Consider the following 20,743-nt stretch of genomic DNA (forward strand, 5'->3'; position numbering starts at 1 on the left):
CAGTATGGGTAATACGATAATTGATACGAATTTTCATTTTCCAGGGCAAAAGAGCCTTTATAAGGGAAAGGTTAGGGAGGTATATCATCTTGAAAATAATATATTGGTAATGGTTGCCACGGATAGGCTTTCAGCCTTTGATGTGGTTATGCCAAAAGGAATTCCGTACAAAGGACAAATACTGAATCAGATCGCCACTAAGATGATGGCGGATACGGCCGATATAGTTCCCAACTGGTTAATGGCCACTCCGGATCCCAATGTTGCCGTAGGGTTTGCCTGCGAGCCATTTAAGGTGGAAATGGTGATTAGGGGTTATTTATCCGGACATGCCGCAAGGGAATACAAGCTGGGAAAAAGAATGCTGTGCGGTGTCGCCATGCCCCAAGGGATGTCGGAAAACGATAAGTTTCCTACTCCCATTATAACCCCTGCTACCAAGGCCGAAATGGGAGACCATGATGAGGATATTTCAAGGGAAGCCATTTTAGAAAGGGGAATAGTAAGCGAGGAAGATTACCTAGTTCTGGAAAAGTATACCAAGGCACTCTTTCAAAGAGGTACCGAAATTGCCGCAAAAAGGGGATTGATCTTGGTAGATACCAAATACGAATTTGGGAAAACCAAGGATGGAAAGATTGTACTTATTGATGAAATCCATACACCTGATTCTTCCCGGTATTTTTATGCCGAAGGCTATGGGGAACGACAAAACAGGGGAGAGGCCCAGAAGCAATTGTCCAAGGAATTTGTTCGCCAATGGTTGATAAGCAATAACTTTCAGGGTCTAAAAGGACAGGTTGTACCAGAAATGACCGATGACTATATACAAACTGTCTCGGAACGATACATAGAGCTCTACGAAAATATTACCGGAGAAAAGTTTATTAAGGCCGACATTTCGGATATACAGTCCAGAATTGAGAAAAATGTTTTGGGGTATCTGTCATCCTTAAAATAGTTATCCCATTTTCAACAGGTCTTTTAACCGTAGTTGTCCCTTGCCCTTCAATCGACTCCTAATTTTAAGGAATGCTATGGCTGTAATATAGGCATCTCCCAATGCGGTGTGCCTATCTTTCTTGGAAATGTCGAACTTTTCGGCCAATTCGTCCAAGGAATAGTGCTCCTTCTTTTTAAAAACATTGGAGTTTAAAAGTGTCTTTTTGTAAAGATGTGAAGTGTCGAGTACTTTATTTTTTAACCTCGGAAGGCCGTTTCTTTCCAAGGCCCTGTTGATCATTGTAATGTCAAAAATGGCATGGTGTGCTACAATTACAGCATTCTTTAGGAACCCCAATAATTCTTCCATGGCGACACTTTCATTTATGCAGGAGGCCCCTCCATTTTTAAGGATTCCATGAATTTTTGCGGTTTCCGCATTGTAGTGATCCTGTTTTAAAAACAATTCCAGACTTTGGTTTAAGGCGATGTTCTTGTCGACCAAACTTAAGGCACCAATGCAGAGTATCCTGTCGTTTAAATAGTCGAAACCTGTAGTTTCGGTATCCAATACTACAAACCTTACCTGGCTGAGGTCCTCAATTGGTTTTTTATTGAAACTATTCTCGTATTCCAGCCAATAATCCGGATAGTTGTTTACTTTTTTTTTGAAGAAATCTATCATCGCAACAAGTTTGAAACCTTGAATCTAATACTTACCAACTCCTGTATTTCCTTTATGGTCTTAAATGTTCTTTTTAATTTAATTTTTTCCTCCTTGGTCAATTTGTCTATGGCAATATACCTGCCCGAATCATTGTGAAGCAGGCCATGTTTGGTCCTGAACTTTAAAAGGGCCCTGGTTGCAAAGGAACAGGCCATAAAGATTTCCTCGTTGTTGGGTTCCAGCTCCGCCAATTTTTCAAATCGCTCAGCGGTACTGTTGATGGACTTAACCGAATGCGATAAAATTAGTACTCTTGCTGCATCGGTCAGGGGCATTAATGCCCGTCTTTTTAGATCGAAGGAATCTTTATGTTCCCCGTCTTCCTCAACCAACAGCTGTCTGAAAAAGCCTGTTGGGGAAGGGTTTTGTAGTGCCCCACTCGCCAAGTGTAAATAGAAAATGGGATATTTTTTAGTGGTTTCAAAAATATGTTCCGATAATTCGTTTACCAAATTTACATCCCCATAGGTAATATTGTAATCGAAAAATATGGAGGAAAGCAATACTTCATCTGTTCCTGGATTTATAATCCAATGGGAAATGGTTTTTTTCCATTCATCCAGGCTTAAGCACCAATTGGGATTGGAAGCCATCATTTCTGCAGGGCAATAATCGTAACCAATATCAAACAATCCTTTGTTTATTAGTTTGGACAATTCCAAAAAATAGGCCGTTGTTTCTATTAGTTTGTCCTCAGGAACATTTTCAAAGACCATGGCGTTGTCCTGATCGGTCTGTAGGAGCTGTTCACTTCGTCCTTGGCTGCCAAGTGCCAGCCATGCAAATTTAACGGGAGGCCTTGTTGGCATTTCCGCCAAGGAAAGTTTAATAATTTGCTTTACACAGGCATCGTTAAGTTCGGATATTATTTTGGTAGTCAATTTAATGGGGATATTTTGATCCAAATAGTCCTGAAGAAGATGCGTAATACTCTTTCTTATTTGTTTTATCGATTTTATTTTCTTGGCCCTATTTATAGCCTTGATCAATACTGCCGGGTTATTCCCCAAAGCCACCATAACATCATGTTTGGATAGTATTCCGATAGCCTTGGAGTTGGGTGTGCCGTCCTTAGTAATACATAAATGGCTGATATTGCTTTTCATCATGGCCATCTGTGCCTGGGTTATCGTGAGGTGTTTGTTATAGGTGATTACCGGGGAAACCATTATTTCCTTAGCCTTGGTGGTAATGGGATATTTACCGGTTACAATATTGTTCCGCAGGTCTTTGTCCGTAATGATGCCGATGGGCATCTTATCCTTGACCACTAGCATAGCTCCAACTTTTTTTTCGGTCATTCTCTTGGCTATAGTTTTGGCCGAGGTGGTCGGGGTACAGGTCACTAATTTTTTGGAATACTGCACAGATTGTAAGTCCAATACATGGGTATCGGGCGCCACAGGATTTGTGTCGGGCACTTCGTCATACAATTTACCGCGATGACTTTTTGAATAAGGATTTCTAGTATTGGAGGCGAAACTTTCTATTAAGAAATTTCCAACCGCTATATTTTTTTGGGCGTAGGGTTTAAAAATGTTGATGGGAATGGCGTATAGAATACTTTCTTCATGTGCTTTTGCACTCATTTTATAATTCTCTTGGGCCATTAAGGGTCTAAGTCCAAAGATATCACCTTCATCACACATGTCCATGATACTCTTGTCCGATCCTTTTTTGAGGGCAACAGCACCCTTGTTCACTACATAGAAATAGGGATGCGGTTCGTCGTTTTCCGCAAAAATAACACTATCCTTTTCCTTGTAGACAATGGTAATTTCTTCGGCAAGGGTTTCAAGGTCGGTCTGGCCTAGGACATTGAAGGGTGGAAAATTTTTCAAAAAATCGGCTACTCTATGTGAAATGGTATTTTTCATTGAATATTATATGTTGTCCTTGGCTTTTAAAAAGTCCATTGTTCTCTTCCCATTTGTGGGTAATACGAACAATAGCTATTTCGATATCTACTTTGCTATAAATTAATATGGGTTAAAGTTAATTTATAAACTGCATCATTAAAAGAAAAGATGATACGATTTGTTTTGCTTGCCCAGATACTTTAATTACCAATAACGTTCACATAATATCCAATTGAGCTATTGGATTAATTTGGGTTGAATTAATTTTAGATGTAACCATAAATAGTAATGCTATGGAATCACCTTATTTGGATTGTATAGAAGCCTGTCGTAAATGTATAGCCGATTGTCAATATTGTCTACTTCATATGTCAGGAATGGAAAGTAAAAATGACTGCCCCCTGTGTTGTATCCTATGTATTGAATCTTGTTCGGCAGCACTGCAATTTTTAATGGCAGCTAGCCCATATGCCAAGGATTACTGTAACCTCTGCGCTAAAGTATGTCAATGGTGTGCAGAACAGTGCGCGCAACATGATCATAAACACTGTGAGGATTGTGCAAATTCTTGTGTTAAATGTATGGAGGAATGTCAAAAAGTAGTTATGACCTTATCCAATGAAATTTAAATTTCATCAATCTTACACCATCTTGGGAATATCTTTTTTGTAAGAGAACAGAGCTGTTATTTTAGGTATGTATTTATTGTTAAATGTTGTTTACAGTAAGGTTATGGGCATCTGCCAAAAAGAGATGGCAGAATATTTTGAAGTTATTTGCCATTAGATTTTAAGGGGTTCGAAATATAATAGTTGTAGGATGACATTGGAAATGGGATTGGTGTTTTTGGTTTTGTTCATTACAATAATTTTGTTTGCACTGGAGGTTTTTCCGGTAGATAAAATTGCCTTTTTTATCATTGTTTCATTAACCTTGTTGGGGCTTGTGAAACCGGAAGAGGCCGTTAGCGGTTTTTCCAATAGTGCCACTATAGCGGTTTTGGCTTTGATGATTCTAGCCATAGCTATGGAGGAAAATGGGGTTATTACATGGTTGACCTCCGGATTGGGTAAAATTAAAGCCCTCCCGTTGTTTGCAATAGCTCCTATTTTTATGATTGTAACCGCAAGTATTTCTGCTTTCATTAGTACTACGGCTGTAGTCATTGTTTTTATTAAAATTATCAACCAACTCTCAGATCGATTCAATATTTCCAAATCTAAATTATTGTTGCCTATTTCATTTGCAGGCATATTGGGGGGGTCTTGTACATTAATGGGTACCTCCACGAACCTTATTGTAAACTCTGTGGCACAAAATCTGGGGGCACCTGCCCTGAGTTTTTTCGAATTTACTACTATAGGATTAATTTTTCTAGCCGTGGCCATTGTCTACCTCACCATAATGTTAAAATGGCTGCCTTGGGGCGGGAAAAAGGAATTGGGGAACGATTATAGCGTTACGGATTATATTACAAGTGTCCGGATAAAATCCGGCTCGCAATTGGTAAATAAAAGATTGGAGGAAACATTTTTGTACAACAACCCGGAAATATCAATACTGAAATTGATAAGGGACAATAGGATTCACAATTCACCTGGAAAATATATCACCCTAAAGGAAAATGATCAGTTACTATTAATGTGTAACATATTAAACCTCACTAAATTGAACGATTCTCAAAATTTGGGCCTTAACGAACAAATTTATTGGATGGGGGCCGATCATCAATCCACTTGGGAAGACAAGGTTCCTAAATTGGAAGAACGGGTGTTTGTAGAACTATTGATGCTTCCCGGCGCAGCACTCTTGGGCAAGACTTTGGGGAATCTAAGAGGTTATATGCAACAGGATATTGTACCTGTTGCTATTAAGAAGCGCAAGACCTTGACAAATATTAAGGAACGATTGGTGAGGAGCAGTTCGGATAAATTAGTGCTGAAAGCAGGTGATCGTCTACTAGTAGATGTAAGTAGGCAAAACATAAGATCTTTGGAGGCTATTGAAAATATAGTGCTTTTACAGGAGTTTGATTCGCTTAAGACCCATTCGCGATTCGGAAGAATTTTATCCCTGGCTGTTCTTGGTTTAGTGGTCGTTCTAGCTGCTACAGGTGTTCTATCCATCATGGTTAGTGCTCTGGCCGGGGTTTCTGTATTATTACTCACCAATAACTTAAATTTGGACAGTGTATATAAAAAGGTAAATTGGCAAATTTTCTTTTTGTTGGCAGGGATGATACCTTTGGGTATAGCCATGCACAATACGGGAGCAGATATGTGGATTTCGGAAAAATTATTGGGTCTGTTGGTAGGCCAGTCAAAAATAATAATTATTGGGAGTCTATTTTTCGTCACCATGGTTATGAGCGGGGTGGTAAGTAATAATGCCACGGCAATTATTATGACCCCAATATCGATGGCATTGGCAAGCGGACTAAATATGGATTTTAAGCCATTTGTCCTAGCTGTAATGTTTGCGGCCAATTTTAGCTTTTTTACTCCGGTAGGCTATCAGACCAATACCTTGATTTATGGAATAGGCAACTACAAATTCAAACATTTTTTCATTATAGGGGGCATTTTAAGCCTTGTCCTATGGATTTTGGCAACCTTTCTTTTGGTGCGGATGGCGTAGTTATTATTATTGTACAATGAGTTTCCTTTTTTTAAATATGCTCTTTTAGTAATCATTGTAAATCGGTTATTTATGGCATACTTGAAAATTCGGCAGTATCTTCGTAGATTAGGCCCTATCAGGAGGAAATTTTTTATCGAATTCCTTTATTTATATAATATTGCATGAAGAATTTTTTTTCGCTGACCCTCCTTTTAGGATTGCTATTCTCCTGTTCCGGAAACAAAAAGGAATTGCAAGAGTCGGAATTCAAGGAAATACCCGCCACTAATCTCTCGGGAAACCAATTGGCAGAAATTCATTGTGCCAGTTGCCATCTCTTTGTTAAACCGGATCTGTTGCCGAAGTCCAGTTGGCAAAACGACGTACTTCCTGCAATGGGGCATCGATTGGGAATTTATAAAGGAAATGTACGACCAGATAGTCTCTTTGACAATGGAAGGAGCGGAGAAGTGGTTAAAAAAGCAAATATATTTCCGGAAAGACCTCTTATCGCCCAAGCGGACTGGAATAAAATAGTGGATTATTACCTTAACAATGCACCGGATACCATTTTGGCCCCCAAACGGGCCAATAAAATTAAAATGGGCCTTAAGCATTTTAAATACAGGGAGTCTGCTTTTTCCCAAACTCCGGCCCTAACTTCCATGGTTAAAATTCTTCCCGAAAATAGGGGAGTGGTATTTGCGGATAGTAAACGAAATATAAATAGCTTAACGTTCCTCACCAAAGATCTTGAAAAGGATTTTGTACTTGGTCTAAAAATGGCACCTGTCCATTATTACGAAAGGTACGATACTATTTATTTGACAACTGCAGGGAAAAATATTTTTCCCAATGACGTGTCGGATGGGGCTTTACAAAAAATATTTACCAAGGGAACAACGGATTCATACACTTCCAATGAGGTGATCCCCAATTTGCAAAGGCCGGTTAATATGGCTTATGGGGATTTAAATAACGATGGATTGGAAGATGTAGTTGCCTGTGAATATGGCAATGAAACCGGAAAATTGGTTTGGTATGAGAATAATGGGGGTGATAAATACACGATGAGGATGTTGGACAACAGGTCGGGTGCCATTACCGCGGTGATAAAGGATGCCAATGGGGATGGTCTCCAAGATATTTTTGTGCTTATGGCCCAAGGGGATGAAGGAGTTGTGTACTATCAAAACCAGGGAGATGGCACGTTTTCCTCCAAAAGATTGCTTTCTTTTCTTCCTCTTAATGGTTCCCAATATATAGAGTTGGTAGATTTTAATGGAGATGGCTTCGATGATATTTTATATGTCTGTGGGGATAACGCAGATAAAACCCCCATATTAAAGGACTATCACGGTATTTATGTATTTCTGAACGATGGGAATTTAAATTTTGAGCAATCTTTTTTCTACCATTTAAACGGGGCTTATAAAGCTATGCCAAGAGATTATGATTTGGATGGAGATCTGGATATTGCAGCAATTTCATTTTTTCCTGATTATATGGGTTCTCCGGAGGAGAGTTTTGTCTACCTGGAAAATAAAGGTGATATGAAGTTTGAGGATTACTCCTTTCCGGAGTCGTTCAGAGGACGTTGGATCGTAATGGATGCGGAGGATATGGATGCAGATGGGGATATTGACTTGGCTCTAGGATCTTTTGTGTATTTTCTTCCATTAGGGGATACGACCGGTCTGGGCCAAAAATGGCTATCCAACGGACCGTCAATAATAGTATTGGAAAATACCACGAAATAAATCAATTACCTCAGGACAGAATTGGAATATCCAATTCCATTTATTTTTTTGACTACTGACTACTGACTACTGACTACTGACTACTGACTACCCTTTCCTATATTTATCGTGCAGCCCCAAACCTTTTTCCAAAAGGGAAATACATTTCTCTAGGCGGGACTCCTTGGTCTTTTCCTGTTTGGCTTCAGAAATATACTCGCAATATTCCCTTTGTTTATATGGGGTTAGACTTTCATAATTAAGTTTTAAGGCCTGATTATTGTTAAGTGCTTTTTTTAACAAGGGAGGCATCAAAATTGGCTTGTTTTTTTCAGACGCAAGGGTAAGTCCCTTCTTTTGGTTGCTGATGGCTTCATGAAAATAGGATAAAACCGCGGCTTCATCAATATCCTCCTTAGTGCTGAATTTCCAGTGCCTCATGGCCTTTGTTTTGCCCTCTTGTGCATTTTCCAGCACTTTTTTTGGGTCTTTTAAAAAGACACCATTATAGAACCATATTCCGAAATGATGTTTAAAGGCCAAAATACCAAGAACATTCTTATTGTCTATAGTGTATACTGGGATACCCCATTTGTAAGTTTCAATAAATTCAGTTTTAAGGGCCAATTCCCGCAAAAGTCCAATACCATCCTTAAAGGGCTGTTCCTTTGCATAATAGGCTTCGATCTTTTTTTGTGGATTCATTTTTTCCTGCCAAATGAAATGTATATCGTTGCCCTTGAATGGGCTTATAACTTTTAGGGCTATCTTTTAGCTGTAAGTTCGCAAATTTTTACGATAACATCAACCGCTTTCTCCATGCTTTCTACAGGTACATACTCATATTTTCCATGAAAATTATGTCCGCCTGCAAAAATATTGGGACAAGGCAAGCCCATATAACTTAATTGCGAACCGTCGGTGCCGCCGCGTATGGGTTTAATTAATGGTTTAATATTTAAGCTCTCCATGGCCTCTTTGGCGATATCAACAATATGCATTACAGGTTCAATTTTTTCGCGCATATTAAAATATTGGTCTTTGATATCAAGCTTTACGAAATCCCCGTATTCCGCATTCAAATTCTCCGTGATATATTGTAAAAGCTCTTTGCGCTGTTCGAATTTTTTTAGGTCATGATCCCTTATGATCAGTTCAATTTCGGCAAGCTCAATTTCCCCTTTAATATGGTGCACGTGAAAGAAACCTTCCCGGCCCGTAGTTTTTTGCGGGACTTCATGTCCTGGTAATTGGGAAATAAAATCGTTGGCAATCAAAATGGCATTTACCATTTTACCTTTGGCATAACCGGGATGTACACTTTTTCCTTTTATCGTTATTTTGGCACCTGCCGCATTAAAGTTTTCATACTCCAATTCCCCAATTTGGCTGCCGTCCATAGTGTAGGCCCAATCAGCACCAAATGCAGCAACATCAAAATGGTGTGCCCCGCGGCCAATTTCTTCATCTGGGGTAAAACCTACCCTAATTTTACCATGTTTAATTTCCGGATGTTGTATTAAATACTCCATGGCCGTAATAATCTCTGTTATTCCGGCCTTATCATCTGCACCTAACAAAGTGGTGCCATCTGTAGTGATAAGGGTATTGCCCTTGTATTGCAATAGGTCATCAAAATAACTGGGAGAGAGAATAATATTTTCCGCTTTGTTCAGGACAATATCCCCACCATCATAATTTTTGATTATTTGGGGCTTTACCTCGGTGGCGGTAAAATCTGGAGAAGTATCAAAATGGGATATAAATCCAATAGTAGGCACTTGCTTTTCCAAATTACTGGGCAAAGTCGCCATAATGTAAGCTTTGTCATCGATAACTACATCCTGCATTCCTATTTGCTTAAGTTCCTCCACTAATTTATGGGCAAGTGTCCATTGCTTTTCAGTACTGGGGGTAGTGGCGGAGTTAGGATCGCTTTGGGTATCTACGGTAATATAACTTATAAACCGGTCTATTATGTGTTGCATAAAACTAAATTTTAATCAAAAATACAGTTTATTATTTTTTATTTGGGCCTGTTGTGTCAACTGTATTGTATAGTATTGGCAGCCGTGGCTCTGGAGGTAATGTGACGTAGCCCGAGAACCTAGTGTATAATGTGAATTTTAATATACTATTGATGGATTAATGTGGAAAGATAACTTTTGGTGAGAAGCAAGTGGTTATATTATTACTTTATATTTGTATTTTAAATTAGCACAAAAACCTATGTGTAAAAAAGTTTTTTCCACCTTGATCTTTATTGTCGGATTTGTGATATCCGTACAGGCACAACAAGAATGTAGTTTGGCCATTGGCGCAACGGAATCGGATACTATTATACAAATATTTCAGCTAAAAGAAGAGCAGATAACCAATTTGGAGGAGTTTAAGGCGGCACTGGAAATAGAAACCCGCTTGTTGGATGAAGAGCGGAAAAATCTATTTGAAAATCACCCGCAAAGTACCCCTGAGGATTTAACGGCATTGGGAGCGAAGTATAAGGTTCTGGAGGAGCGAATGAAGCAGGTTTTTAAAAAATACGACCTTAAACTTTTAGCACTTTTTAATGAAAAGCAATACCAAAGGTATGTTACACTTTGTCAGGAAGTATCGCGGCAACCTTTGGTGGTGGTAAGGGAATAAGTTGTAGTAAATGTTAATAAAAAGAGCGTGTTTAGGATAGTTTAGCACGGGTAGTTTGTATTTTTGCGGAAAATAGTTTAAATGTATAAGCAGCTAATCCGCCCCATCCTTTTTCAATTCGATCCAGAAAGAGTTCACCATTTTACTTTTAGAACAATTCGTTTTTTATCCAGTATAGGATTTGCTGGGATATTTAGGGCCATGTATTCGGTCAACGACCCTCGTTTGGAACGTGAATTGTTTGGGTTGAAATTTAAAAATCCGGTGGGATTGGCGGCAGGCTTTGACAAGGATGCCAAGTTGTACAATGAATTATCCGATTTTGGATTTGGATTTATTGAAATAGGAACCTTGACTCCCAAACCTCAGGATGGAAATCCGAAAAAGCGCTTGTTTCGCTTAAAGAAAGATCAGGCCATCGTCAATAGAATGGGGTTTAATAATAAGGGGGTGTTCGATGCTGTTGAAAATCTTAAAAAAAGTCATAGGGTATTGATTGGGGGCAATATAGGGAAGAACAAGGTGACGCCCAACGAACTTGCAGCAAAGGATTATTTAATATGTTTTGATGCGCTTTTCGATCATGTGGATTATTTTGTTGTAAATGTTAGCTCACCAAATACTCCCGGCCTAAGGGAACTTCAGGATAGGCAACCTTTGACGGCCTTGCTGAAGGAATTGAAAAAGGAAAATAGCAAATTGGCAAAAGAAAAGGCTGGGAAGGAAAAACCCATTCTTTTGAAAATTGCCCCAGATCTAACGGATGACCAGTTGCTGGACATTATAGGCATTGTCAAGGATACGAACATAGATGGGGTAATTGCGACCAACACGACTATTGCCCGCGATAATTTGAAATCCGATGTTTTGTTAAAAGAAGAAACAGGTGGTTTAAGCGGTAGACCTCTTACCAAAAGAAGTACGGAAGTAATCCGGTTTTTGGCACAAAAAAGCAATAAGGCGTTTCCTATTATCGGTGTCGGTGGAATCCATTCTGCCGAAGATGCCCTTGAAAAATTGGACGCCGGGGCCGATTTGGTCCAATTATATACCGGGTTTATCTATGAAGGCCCGTCACTTATAAAGAGAATCAACAAGGCTATTGTGAGTAGAATTAAGAACTGAAAGGGATAAACAGTTTTATTTTGCAAATAAAAAGCAGGCTTGTCCCAATGCTGGGTAAGCCTGCTTTTTCTTAGGCAAGGTTGATAATTCTTATCCCTTAAAACCTTTAATTATTTAGTCCAATAATCCACTACGGTAACATCTTCCAAATGTGGGGTCAATACCGCTCCAAAAGCCTTATGATCCGGATGTGGAAGATATATGGCCCTATCCTCTTCGCTATTGAAAGTGAGGAAAAAACAATGTGTTAATCCTTTGTTCAATCCTTCAGGACTGTTGTTAATTCCCCATTCGTAACCCACTATTTGTGGTATTTTGGAAGGTAAGGCGCTAAAAGCGGCCTCTACTTTTGCAATGTCCTCTTTGGAGGTATTGGCTTTAAACTTAAAAAGTACTACATGGCGCAATACGCTGTCCTGTTTTTTGGAATTTTCCATTGTTAAATCCTTGTTCAAATTATTAGTGTTTGGGATGTTGTAACTCATCAATAGTATTGCGGCCAAAAGGCTTACGGTATAAAAAACTGGTTTCATATATAAATTTTTGTGGAAGATATAAAAAAGATGGATAAGGGTTGTTCGTTGATATAATATTTATCAAGCTTTATTCGTCAAACCTATTTCAGAAGCCTTAGGCCAAATGCAATACAATAGCCCTACGAATGTGCCCTTGGTATCGGTGCCTAGAAGGGAGCTAAGACCTGCACTTTTGTTTAATGCCATTATTTATAGAAAAAGCGACAATTAATTGCTAATTTCCGACCTTTGTTCACCATACAAATTACCGGGATTTGAATTACGATATATTATTGACATTCGTATTGGCCACGGCCGCATTGGCCATTTCTCCAGGGCCGGACAATATTTTTGTGCTTATCCAGAGTATTACCAATGGAAAGAAATACGGCATAGCAACCGTTGCGGGATTAATGACCGGTTGTTTGGTACATGCAACCTTATTGGCATTTGGCGTTTCCGCTATAATTAAGCAAAACCCAAATTTGTTTTTTGTAATAAAATTGTTTGGAGCCATTTATCTTGTCTATTTGGCCTATAAGGTTTTCAAGAGTAGCGATCATCTGGAAGTATCGAATAGTGGGGTAAATAAGAAATCATTGGGTGCCCTATATAAGCAAGGATTTATAATGAATGTTCTTAATCCTAAGGTTACTATTTTTTTCTTGGCCTTCTTTCCCGGGTTTTTGTTTAGTAATTATATAAATATTGTTGTTCAATTCTATGTACTTGCAGGGATATTTATATTGGTCTCTTTTACTATTTTTAGTGCTATAGCCATCCTTTCTGGAACCATTTCGAAATATATAAATGAGCACGGGCAATTGGGAAAAGTCTTGAAATGGCTTCAGATTTTTGTTTTTGTTGGTATTGCTGTTTATCTGTTAATATCTGATAAATAATATTAATTTTGATAAAGCTTAAGCAGGGGAATGTCCAATACCATTAAAATAATAGAATGTCCAAGAGATGCCATGCAAGGTATCAAAACCTTTATTCCCACAGAAAATAAGGTAAGGTACATTCAATCCCTTTTGAATTGTGGTTTCGATACCATAGATTTTGGGAGTTTTGTTTCGCCCAGGGCTATTCCACAAATGGTGGATACGGCTGAGGTTCTTTCCCAATTGGACCTGTCCAAGACTACTAGTAAGTTATTGGCTATTGTTGCCAATGTCAGAGGGGCAATGGATGCCTCCCAACATGGTTCCATTGATTATTTGGGATATCCTTTTTCCATATCGGAGAATTTTCAAATGCGGAATACCCATAAAACAATTGCTGAATCAGTAGCTACTTTGGAAGAGATTTTGAGAATAGCGAATGACTCAGGCAAGGAAGTAGTGACCTATATCTCTATGGGGTTCGGTAACCCATATGGGGATCCTTGGAATGTTGAGATAGTAGGTGAATGGACAACAAGACTGGCAGGGATGGGAGTAAAAATATTGTCGCTTTCCGATACCGTGGGTTCTTCCACCCCGGAAGTAATCGACTACTTATTTTCTAACCTGATTCCAAAATTCCCTGAAATTGAATTTGGTGCCCATCTTCATACCACTCCATCTAAATGGCACGAAAAAGTTGATGCTGCCTATAAGGCTGGCTGTCGTAGGTTTGATGGTGCGGTGCAAGGTTTCGGGGGGTGTCCTATGGCAAAGGATGAGCTAACTGGAAATATGCCCACAGAAAAGATGCTATCCTATTTTACCGCTGTAAAGGCCGACACCAATGTTAATTGGATGGCTTTTGAAGCTGCATTCAATAAGGCATCGGATCTGTTTTCTTCATATCATTGAAATAATTAGGCTGGTCGATTTCAATATTACTTCGCGTTTTGTTAAATTTTTAAGTTTATTTAGATTTAGTTTAAATTAAGTTTGCCGGTTTGGTTCTTGATATTATATTTGCACCCGAAAATTATATTTATCCAATCTAAATAAGAACAATAAAATAATGAAAAGAATTTCGTTACTATTCGGTTTACTCGTTGCAACAGGAGTATTCGCGCAGACTGCCAATGATTCCATTACCTTGGATCCACAAAAACAATTGAATGCCGCCCAGCGTTTGCTTTCAGGTAATTATGCGTCCGCCGTTACTGTAGGTGCCTATGGGGAAATGCTTTACAATCAGCCAGAAGGTGACAATGGAGAGATAGACGTTCAAAGGTTGGTATTGCTTTTGGGATATAGATTCAATGATAGGGCCCAGTTTGTTACTGAAATTGAATTTGAGCATGTTGAGGAGGTATACATTGAGCAGGCTTTTGTTAACTACAACCTTGGAAATAGTGTTAATCTAAGAGGTGGATTAATGTTGGTGCCGATGGGAATCGTTAATGAATACCATGAACCCACAACTTTTAATGGAACAGAGCGTCCGGCCATGGACAATGTTATAGTGCCCACTACCTGGAGGGAACTTGGAGTTGGTGTCTTTGGTAGGGTGAATGATCTATCCTTAGGCTATCAAGCGTATTTATTCAACGGATTTAAATCTACGGAGGCCGATGGCGAAGGTGGAATCAATGGATTTTTGCAAGGTTCCAGTGGATTAAGGGGTGGAAGACAAAAAGGTATCAAATCTACTATTGATAGCCCAACCCTTTCAGCTAAATTGGATTATTACGGAGTCCCTGGTCTGCGTTTGGGACTTTCTGGGTATTTCGGAAAAACACAGGCAGCCGATGATGTAGAGGAGCTTACCGGAGCAAACATTGGAATTTCAATGGTTGGTTTGGATGCAAGATATGCTTATGGGAATTTTACCGCAAGAGGGCAATTTATATATGCTTCCCTTTCCGATACTGAGGATTACAACGCCTTAACCGGTAGTAATTTAGGTAGCGCGCTACAGGGATGGTATGTGGAAGGTGCCTATAATCTTTTGCCAGCTGGTAATGAGCAAAAATTGTTTGCCTTTGCCAGATACGAGAAATATGATACCCATGCCGATACAGCGGGTGCCTTGGTAAGGAACAATGCATACAACAAAACCGATGTAACAACAGGTCTTACCTATCATTTAGCTCCTGGGGTGGTATTGAAAGGGGATTATCAATTTAAGTCGGACGCAGTGGACAATAGTGATCTGCAAAATGTATTGAATTTTGGAATAGGGGTTTGGTTCTAATCCAGAAAAATGGAAATTACTAATTCATGGCCCTAAATATCTTAATTATTATTAAAAATGATTCTAAATTAGTATATTTGGGGCATGAATTTTAGAAAACGGATAACGGTTGTTTTAGTTATATTTTCTATGGTATTTTTTGGGTTTGGAATCCCGAAAAATGTTCAAAAGAAAATGGATAAGGAAGTAGAAAAGGTATTTGATACCACGAATTATTCCTTTGTGCCAATTACTGTTTCAAAAGCAGTAAACGAAAAGCTTCCAACCAAGATTACCACTGATAATTTCTTTCAAATAAAAGAGGGCAATAACCTGTTAGGGTACGCCTTTGTAGATCAGGCAGCCAGTAAAACGGCTCAGTTCGACTATTTGGTCATCTTTAATCCCAATCTGGAAATCATCCACTCCAAGGTCTTGATATATCGTGAGGAATATGGTGGAGAAATTGGAAGTAAAAGGTGGTTGGAACAGTTTATTGGAAAAACGGGAAAAGATAGGGTTAGCCATGAAACCAACATAGATGGTATTTCTGGGGCAACGATTTCGGTAAGATCCATGACTACCTCCATGGACAACCTATTGCAAACGGTTGGAATTCTTCAAGAAAAAAAGATGCTTTAATGGGGTATGATGGTCTATTATTGGCACTGCCCAAGGGAATAAAATGGTTTGTTGCCACCTTTGTTCTTGTATTGAGTATTGGCTTTTATACAGGTCTCTTGTTTGTTTCGGAAACCAGTACTTCCTCGCCCGAAGGAATTGTGGAAAATTATATGGGAAATGAGGACGATGAAGAGGCCGAGGTAATGAAGTTTAAAAAAGGGGAACGGGAGATGCTTACCATAATACATACCCATATACTTTCCATGTCGCTCATTTTTTTTCTACTTGGTGGTCTGGTATGGCTTGCCAAACTTCCTCACAAGCTTAAAATGTTCCTGACCATTGAACCTTTTTTATCCGTGATTTTAACTTTTGGGGGCATTTATTTAATGTGGTCGGGGCTACTTTGGATGAAATATGTGGTTATCCTTTCCGGAATTTTAATGACCTTGACCTATAGTATTGCTGCGCTCTTGGTGATTTATCAATTGTGTAAGAAAACGGTAACAGTCAATTAACACAATAACTATTCATCAGTTCCTTTAAATGTAGTATATTTGCACGCAATTAATCTTTAATTGCTATGCAAGCTCACCTAAATAAAATTGTTGGAGAAGGTCTTACGTACGATGACGTACTTTTGGTTCCAGCTTTTTCAGAAGTACTTCCTAGGGAAGTCAATATTCAAACAAAATTTACTAGAAACATTACGATCAATGTTCCCATCGTTTCTGCAGCTATGGATACCGTAACGGAATCCCGTATGGCCATTGCCATTGCCCAGGAAGGTGGAATAGGTGTTTTGCATAAGAACATGACCATAGAACAGCAAGCGCTGAAGGTACGCAAGGTAAAACGAGCCGAAAGTGGTATGATCATAGACCCTGTTACCCTGCCTTTAAATTCTAAGGTAAGGGATGCAAAAGCGAACATGAAGGAATTTAGCATTGGTGGAATACCCATTGTAGATGATGAAGGCAAATTGATAGGAATCGTGACCAATAGGGATCTTCGTTTTGAAAAAAATAATGATCGTCCCATTTCCGAGGTTATGACCTCCAAAAATCTAGTTACTGTAAGCGAGGGGACTTCCTTGGAGCAGGCGGAGGATATTTTGCAGGAGAATAAAATTGAAAAATTACCAGTTGTCGACAAGGACTACAAGCTTGTTGGGTTGATTACCTTTAGGGATATTACAAAACTAACCCAAAAGCCTATAGCCAATAAGGATCAGTACGGAAGATTACGGGTTGCCGCAGCTTTAGGGGTTACCGGTGATGCTGTGGATAGGGCAGAAGCTTTGGTCAATGCAGGGGTAGATGCTGTGGTAATCGATACTGCACATGGGCATACCAAAGGTGTAGTGACTGTTTTAAAGGAAGTTAAAAAGAGATTCCCAGATTTGGAAGTTATTGTAGGTAATATAGCTACTGCAGAAGCTGCGAAGTATTTGGTAGATGCGGGAGCCGATGCTGTGAAAGTCGGAATAGGTCCCGGTTCTATCTGTACCACCCGTGTGGTTGCAGGGGTTGGTTTTCCTCAATTTTCAGCGGTATTGGAAGTGGCTGCGGCTATTAAGGGCAGTGGGGTACCAGTTATCGCCGATGGTGGAATCCGTTATACGGGGGATATTCCCAAGGCCATTGCCGCAGGGGCCGATACGGTAATGTTGGGCTCTTTGTTAGCTGGAACAAAAGAATCACCAGGCGAAACGATTATCTACGAAGGACGTAAATTTAAATCCTATAGAGGGATGGGTTCTGTAGAGGCCATGAAACAAGGTAGTAAGGATAGATATTTCCAGGATGTGGAAGATGATATCAAAAAATTGGTACCGGAAGGAATCGTAGGTCGTGTACCCTATAAAGGCGATCTTTATGAGAGTATCCATCAGTTTATTGGTGGTCTTCGTGCCGGGATGGGATATTGCGGTGCCAAGGATATAGAAACGCTAAAAGAGACTGGGAAATTTGTTAAGATTACTGCAAGTGGAATCAATGAGAGCCATCCACATGACGTAACCATTACCAAGGAATCACCTAACTATAGTAGATAAGCAGGTATTGTAATGATACATTTAGATAAATAAAAAAGCCGGTTTACCGGCTTTTTTTATTCTTCATTATGTCTTATAAATATAATGTCAATTCTACTATTTGCTTTCGCTATCGTAGGTATTCCAATCTTTCTCCTTGTGAATATTGTCACCAAAATATTTGGCTATTTTCAGGAAAGGTTCCGGTTTTTGATACCCCGGAACGGGAGAAAGCATATTCATCTTTTCATCCAAGAATATTGTCGTGGGATAACTCATTTTACCCTGCATCAGTGCTGCCGCAAATTCGTGATAGCCATTTCTGCCTGAAGGAACAAATTTGAAGGTTTTGCCTTTGAAAACAATGGGTTCCTTGCCTTCTCCATCCAACTTCACCATATAATAGTTTTTGGACATGTATTCGGCAACTTCTTCATTCTGAAAGGTATCCTTGTCCATTTTTTTGCACCATCCACACCAATCGGTATAGACATCAATAAAAATTTTCTTTGGATTTTTCTCCGTTTCAGCCAATTTGGCCGCTTCATCCCAACTTAGCCATTTAACTTCCTGTGCCATGCTACCAAAGGGTAAAATGGCTAGACAAAAAAGAACAGCTATTTTGTAAAATGATTTGGAAACTAATTTCACGACCATATTTTAAGGGATTAGTCCTACAACAACATCAAAACTAACGAAAATTCAGCAATTTTATTTTGCTATTGCCTTTTCTTTAACAGTCGTGAATAAGTCCTGGACATCGATCTGGTTTTTGATAAGATCGTCAAAAGTTTCCCTTTCCCTTATTAGAATTGCTTTTCCTTTATGCCATAAAACCTCTGGAGGTCTAAATCTTGAGTTATAATTGCTGGCCATTGTGAAACAGTAGGCACCTGCATTTTTAAAGCATAGAATGTCGCCTTCTGAAATCTCGCTGATGCGCTTGTTGCTTGCAAAAGTATCGGTCTCACAAATATAACCTACCACGGAATAATAGCGTTCACGTCCTTCCGGATTGGAGATATTCTCAATGCTGTGGATGGCGCCATAAAACATGGGGCGTATAAGATGGTTGAATCCAGAATCGACACTGGCAAAAACGGTTGAAGTGGTTTGTTTTACCACATTAACTTTTGCTAGGAAGAAACCGGCTTCACTTACCAAAAATTTGCCTGGCTCAAAAGCCAAGGTCAATTCCCTGCCATATTCTTTGCAAAAAGAGTTGAAACGTTGTCCTAATTTTTTGCCCAATTCCTCAATATTGGTTTCAATGTCCCCTTCTTTGTAAGGAACTTTAAATCCACTTCCGAAGTCTATAAACTCAAGATCTTGGAAATTCTTGGCAGTTTCAAAAAGAATTTCGGAAGCGTAAAGGAATACATCTATATCCAAAATATCACTTCCCGTATGCATGTGTATCCCATTTACCTTCATGTTCGTAAGATTAACGATGCGCAGTAAATGAGGTATTTGGTGTATGCTGATGCCAAACTTTGAATCAATATGACCTACAGAGATTTTAGAATTTCCTCCGGCCATTACGTGTGGATTTATTCTAATACAAACAGGAATATCCGGATGCTTGCTGCCAAACTGTTCCAAAATGGATAGGTTGTCAATGTTGATTCGTACTCCTAATTTCGCTGCCTCTTCAATCTCTTCCAAGGACACCCCATTTGGAGTAAATATAATGGAGCTAGGTTCAAAACCAGCCATGAGCCCCAATTGAACTTCTTGTATGGAAACCGTATCCAGGCCGCTTCCCAAACTGTTCATCAATTTTAATATTGCAATATTTGAAAGTGCCTTTGTGGCGTAATTTAATTGTAATTTCTTTACGTCTTTAAATGCATTGGTCAATCTATGAAACTGGGATATTATTTTTTCAGAATCATATACATAGACTGGGTCACCATAAGTTTTTGCTATCTTTAATAAGTCAGTGTTTCGCATTGTTCAAAATTTTATGCAAATTTAGACTACTTATTGATTTTGAGCAAAAATATATAGCAATAGTTGAAAAATGTAACATATTGTTATTTATGTAACAATAGTAGGATTGTCCGGGTTTGAGTTTTAATGAGTCCGTTGTAATTTTAAACAAGAAATTTATGTTGCTACCCCTGTTTCCTTTACCGTCCGTTTTTTTTCCTGGCGAAATGGTTGCCCTTCATATTTTTGAAGAACGCTACAAACAATTGATAATGGATGTCAGGGAATCAGCTATTAATTTTGGGGTTCCTGCTTATGTTGATGGGGAAATAGCTTATGGAGCAGAATTGGAATTGAAGGAAATAATAAAAACTTATGACTCTGGAGAAATGGATATTGTTTGTGTTGGCCAGCGTACCTTTAAAATAAATACTTTCCAAAAAGTCATGGACGGCAAATTGTACGCGGCGGGCGAGGTGGAGTTTTTGCCCTATTACGATGACAGTGTTACAACCTTAAAAGAAAATGTCCTTAGCCTTATCGTTGAGCTTTATGGTCTAATGGATGTATCCATTCTGGGGCTTACGGCAGAGAATTTTGATATTTATCAACTGATACATAAAATAGGTCTTTCTCTTTCACAGGAATACAAACTCCTGAAAATGACCTATAAAAGTGAGCGCTTATTGTTTGTTAAAGCTCATTTAACAAATACTATACAAGTATTAAAACAGGTAAACCAATCTAAGGAAATGATAGGGATGAACGGACATTTTAAAAATTTCGACCCTATAGATTTTAAGGATTTCAAAATTTAGAATGAAACCGAAAGGTTTGGCTTACTATATGGTGTTATCTTCCAAAAA

At 38.9% G+C, this 20,743-nt stretch carries 19 protein-coding genes; 12 read left to right on the forward strand and 7 right to left on the reverse strand.

Annotated elements, in window-relative coordinates:
• The first annotated feature begins 4 nt into the window (after window positions 1-4).
• Window positions 5-961 (forward strand): phosphoribosylaminoimidazolesuccinocarboxamide synthase, encoded by a 957-nt coding sequence (locus KO529_RS06110; protein ID WP_215947005.1) that lies wholly within the window; start codon window positions 5-7, stop codon window positions 959-961.
• On the opposite strand, the gene KO529_RS06115 is transcribed toward KO529_RS06110, so the two are convergent.
• Both KO529_RS06115 and KO529_RS06120 read right to left on the reverse strand, forming a co-directional pair.
• Window positions 962-1,627: a 3'-5' exonuclease gene (locus KO529_RS06115; RefSeq protein WP_215947006.1), complete on the reverse strand. Its 666-nt coding sequence runs from the start codon at window positions 1,625-1,627 to the stop codon at window positions 962-964. It abuts the gene before it with no gap.
• The gene (locus KO529_RS06120; RefSeq protein ID WP_215947007.1) at window positions 1,624-3,546 is read right to left on the reverse strand and encodes a DUF294 nucleotidyltransferase-like domain-containing protein; all 1,923 of its coding nucleotides are present in this window, start codon (window positions 3,544-3,546) and stop codon (window positions 1,624-1,626) included. The genes KO529_RS06115 and KO529_RS06120 overlap by 4 nt, the downstream gene beginning before the upstream one ends.
• A gap of 801 nt (window positions 3,547-4,347) precedes the next feature.
• Between KO529_RS06120 and KO529_RS06125 the strand changes: the two genes are divergently transcribed.
• Window positions 4,348-6,165 carry an SLC13 family permease gene (locus KO529_RS06125; RefSeq protein ID WP_215947008.1) on the forward strand — a complete coding sequence of 606 codons (1,818 nt, stop codon included), beginning with the start codon at window positions 4,348-4,350 and terminating at the stop codon, window positions 6,163-6,165.
• Between the two features lie 164 nt (window positions 6,166-6,329).
• Window positions 6,330-7,907, forward strand: a complete 1,578-nt coding sequence (locus KO529_RS06130) for an FG-GAP repeat domain-containing protein (protein WP_215947009.1) — start codon at window positions 6,330-6,332, stop codon at window positions 7,905-7,907.
• An 87-nt stretch (window positions 7,908-7,994) separates the two neighbouring features.
• Here KO529_RS06130 and KO529_RS06135 read toward each other — a convergent pair whose 3' ends face one another.
• Both KO529_RS06135 and pepT read right to left on the reverse strand, forming a co-directional pair.
• Window positions 7,995-8,591: a YdeI/OmpD-associated family protein gene (locus tag KO529_RS06135; RefSeq protein WP_215947010.1), complete on the reverse strand. Its 597-nt coding sequence runs from the start codon at window positions 8,589-8,591 to the stop codon at window positions 7,995-7,997.
• A 59-nt stretch (window positions 8,592-8,650) separates the two neighbouring features.
• Window positions 8,651-9,874, reverse strand: a complete 1,224-nt coding sequence (pepT, locus tag KO529_RS06140) for a peptidase T (RefSeq protein ID WP_215947011.1) — start codon at window positions 9,872-9,874, stop codon at window positions 8,651-8,653.
• 241 nt (window positions 9,875-10,115) lie between these two features.
• Between pepT and KO529_RS06145 the strand changes: the two genes are divergently transcribed.
• Entirely contained in the window at window positions 10,116-10,532 is a 417-nt protein-coding gene (locus KO529_RS06145) for a hypothetical protein (RefSeq protein ID WP_215947012.1), read from the forward strand.
• Window positions 10,533-10,613: 81 nt separating this feature from the next.
• Window positions 10,614-11,657 (forward strand): quinone-dependent dihydroorotate dehydrogenase, encoded by a 1,044-nt coding sequence (locus KO529_RS06150; RefSeq protein WP_215947013.1) that lies wholly within the window; start codon window positions 10,614-10,616, stop codon window positions 11,655-11,657.
• Between the two features lie 110 nt (window positions 11,658-11,767).
• Here the strand turns inward: KO529_RS06150 and KO529_RS06155 are convergent, their stop codons facing one another.
• Window positions 11,768-12,190: a Dabb family protein gene (locus KO529_RS06155; RefSeq protein ID WP_436835193.1), complete on the reverse strand. Its 423-nt coding sequence runs from the start codon at window positions 12,188-12,190 to the stop codon at window positions 11,768-11,770.
• A gap of 257 nt (window positions 12,191-12,447) precedes the next feature.
• On the opposite strand from KO529_RS06155, the gene KO529_RS06160 reads away from it, so the two are divergent.
• The 6 genes from KO529_RS06160 to guaB all read left to right on the forward strand — a co-directional run bounded on the left by KO529_RS06160 (window position 12,448) and on the right by guaB (window position 17,966).
• Complete coding sequence (locus KO529_RS06160) at window positions 12,448-13,074, forward strand: LysE family translocator (RefSeq protein WP_215947014.1); 627 nt, start codon at window positions 12,448-12,450, stop codon at window positions 13,072-13,074.
• 30 nt (window positions 13,075-13,104) lie between these two features.
• The gene (locus tag KO529_RS06165) at window positions 13,105-13,971 is read left to right on the forward strand and encodes a hydroxymethylglutaryl-CoA lyase (RefSeq protein ID WP_215947015.1); all 867 of its coding nucleotides are present in this window, start codon (window positions 13,105-13,107) and stop codon (window positions 13,969-13,971) included.
• A 157-nt stretch (window positions 13,972-14,128) separates the two neighbouring features.
• Entirely contained in the window at window positions 14,129-15,307 is a 1,179-nt protein-coding gene (locus KO529_RS06170) for a hypothetical protein (protein ID WP_215947016.1), read from the forward strand.
• 84 nt (window positions 15,308-15,391) lie between these two features.
• Window positions 15,392-15,928, forward strand: coding sequence for an FMN-binding protein (locus tag KO529_RS06175; protein ID WP_215947017.1), 537 nt, complete (start codon window positions 15,392-15,394; stop codon window positions 15,926-15,928).
• Window positions 15,928-16,428, forward strand: a complete 501-nt coding sequence (locus KO529_RS06180; protein ID WP_215947018.1) for a hypothetical protein — start codon at window positions 15,928-15,930, stop codon at window positions 16,426-16,428. The genes KO529_RS06175 and KO529_RS06180 overlap by 1 nt, the downstream gene beginning before the upstream one ends.
• A gap of 65 nt (window positions 16,429-16,493) precedes the next feature.
• Window positions 16,494-17,966: an IMP dehydrogenase gene (gene guaB / locus KO529_RS06185; RefSeq protein WP_215947019.1), complete on the forward strand. Its 1,473-nt coding sequence runs from the start codon at window positions 16,494-16,496 to the stop codon at window positions 17,964-17,966.
• A gap of 96 nt (window positions 17,967-18,062) precedes the next feature.
• Here the strand turns inward: guaB and KO529_RS06190 are convergent, their stop codons facing one another.
• Both KO529_RS06190 and lysA read right to left on the reverse strand, forming a co-directional pair.
• A complete protein-coding gene (locus KO529_RS06190; protein WP_215947020.1) occupies window positions 18,063-18,602 on the reverse strand; it encodes a DUF255 domain-containing protein in 540 nt (179 codons plus the stop codon).
• 54 nt (window positions 18,603-18,656) lie between these two features.
• Window positions 18,657-19,898, reverse strand: a complete 1,242-nt coding sequence (gene lysA / locus KO529_RS06195; protein ID WP_215947021.1) for a diaminopimelate decarboxylase — start codon at window positions 19,896-19,898, stop codon at window positions 18,657-18,659.
• A gap of 158 nt (window positions 19,899-20,056) precedes the next feature.
• Here lysA and KO529_RS06200 point away from each other — a divergent pair, with 158 nt between their 5' ends.
• A complete protein-coding gene (locus tag KO529_RS06200) occupies window positions 20,057-20,695 on the forward strand; it encodes an LON peptidase substrate-binding domain-containing protein (protein ID WP_215947022.1) in 639 nt (212 codons plus the stop codon).
• The last annotated feature ends 48 nt before the right edge of the window (window positions 20,696-20,743 follow it).

This window comes from Arenibacter algicola, assembly GCF_018860365.1.
Classification (GTDB): domain Bacteria; phylum Bacteroidota; class Bacteroidia; order Flavobacteriales; family Flavobacteriaceae; genus Arenibacter; species Arenibacter algicola_B.

What these genes read in the sequence shown, in the direction of transcription:
- KO529_RS06200 (WP_215947022.1), top strand. Translation starts at nt 20,057, where the DNA reads ATGTTGCTACCCCTGTTTCCTTTACCGTCCGTTTTTTTTCCTGGCGAA.
- KO529_RS06155 (WP_436835193.1), bottom strand. Translation starts at nt 12,190, where the DNA reads ATGAAACCAGTTTTTTATACCGTAAGCCTTTTGGCCGCAATACTATTG.
- guaB (WP_215947019.1), top strand. Translation starts at nt 16,494, where the DNA reads ATGCAAGCTCACCTAAATAAAATTGTTGGAGAAGGTCTTACGTACGAT.
- KO529_RS06120 (WP_215947007.1), bottom strand. Translation starts at nt 3,546, where the DNA reads ATGAAAAATACCATTTCACATAGAGTAGCCGATTTTTTGAAAAATTTT.
- KO529_RS06175 (WP_215947017.1), top strand. Translation starts at nt 15,392, where the DNA reads ATGAATTTTAGAAAACGGATAACGGTTGTTTTAGTTATATTTTCTATG.
- pepT (WP_215947011.1), bottom strand. Translation starts at nt 9,874, where the DNA reads ATGCAACACATAATAGACCGGTTTATAAGTTATATTACCGTAGATACC.
- KO529_RS06125 (WP_215947008.1), top strand. Translation starts at nt 4,348, where the DNA reads ATGACATTGGAAATGGGATTGGTGTTTTTGGTTTTGTTCATTACAATA.
- KO529_RS06145 (WP_215947012.1), top strand. Translation starts at nt 10,116, where the DNA reads ATGTGTAAAAAAGTTTTTTCCACCTTGATCTTTATTGTCGGATTTGTG.
- KO529_RS06150 (WP_215947013.1), top strand. Translation starts at nt 10,614, where the DNA reads ATGTATAAGCAGCTAATCCGCCCCATCCTTTTTCAATTCGATCCAGAA.
- KO529_RS06170 (WP_215947016.1), top strand. Translation starts at nt 14,129, where the DNA reads ATGAAAAGAATTTCGTTACTATTCGGTTTACTCGTTGCAACAGGAGTA.
- KO529_RS06165 (WP_215947015.1), top strand. Translation starts at nt 13,105, where the DNA reads ATGTCCAATACCATTAAAATAATAGAATGTCCAAGAGATGCCATGCAA.
- KO529_RS06190 (WP_215947020.1), bottom strand. Translation starts at nt 18,602, where the DNA reads ATGGTCGTGAAATTAGTTTCCAAATCATTTTACAAAATAGCTGTTCTT.
- KO529_RS06130 (WP_215947009.1), top strand. Translation starts at nt 6,330, where the DNA reads ATGAAGAATTTTTTTTCGCTGACCCTCCTTTTAGGATTGCTATTCTCC.
- KO529_RS06135 (WP_215947010.1), bottom strand. Translation starts at nt 8,591, where the DNA reads ATGAATCCACAAAAAAAGATCGAAGCCTATTATGCAAAGGAACAGCCC.
- KO529_RS06110 (WP_215947005.1), top strand. Translation starts at nt 5, where the DNA reads ATGGGTAATACGATAATTGATACGAATTTTCATTTTCCAGGGCAAAAG.
- KO529_RS06180 (WP_215947018.1), top strand. Translation starts at nt 15,928, where the DNA reads ATGGGGTATGATGGTCTATTATTGGCACTGCCCAAGGGAATAAAATGG.
- lysA (WP_215947021.1), bottom strand. Translation starts at nt 19,898, where the DNA reads ATGCGAAACACTGACTTATTAAAGATAGCAAAAACTTATGGTGACCCA.
- KO529_RS06115 (WP_215947006.1), bottom strand. Translation starts at nt 1,627, where the DNA reads ATGATAGATTTCTTCAAAAAAAAAGTAAACAACTATCCGGATTATTGG.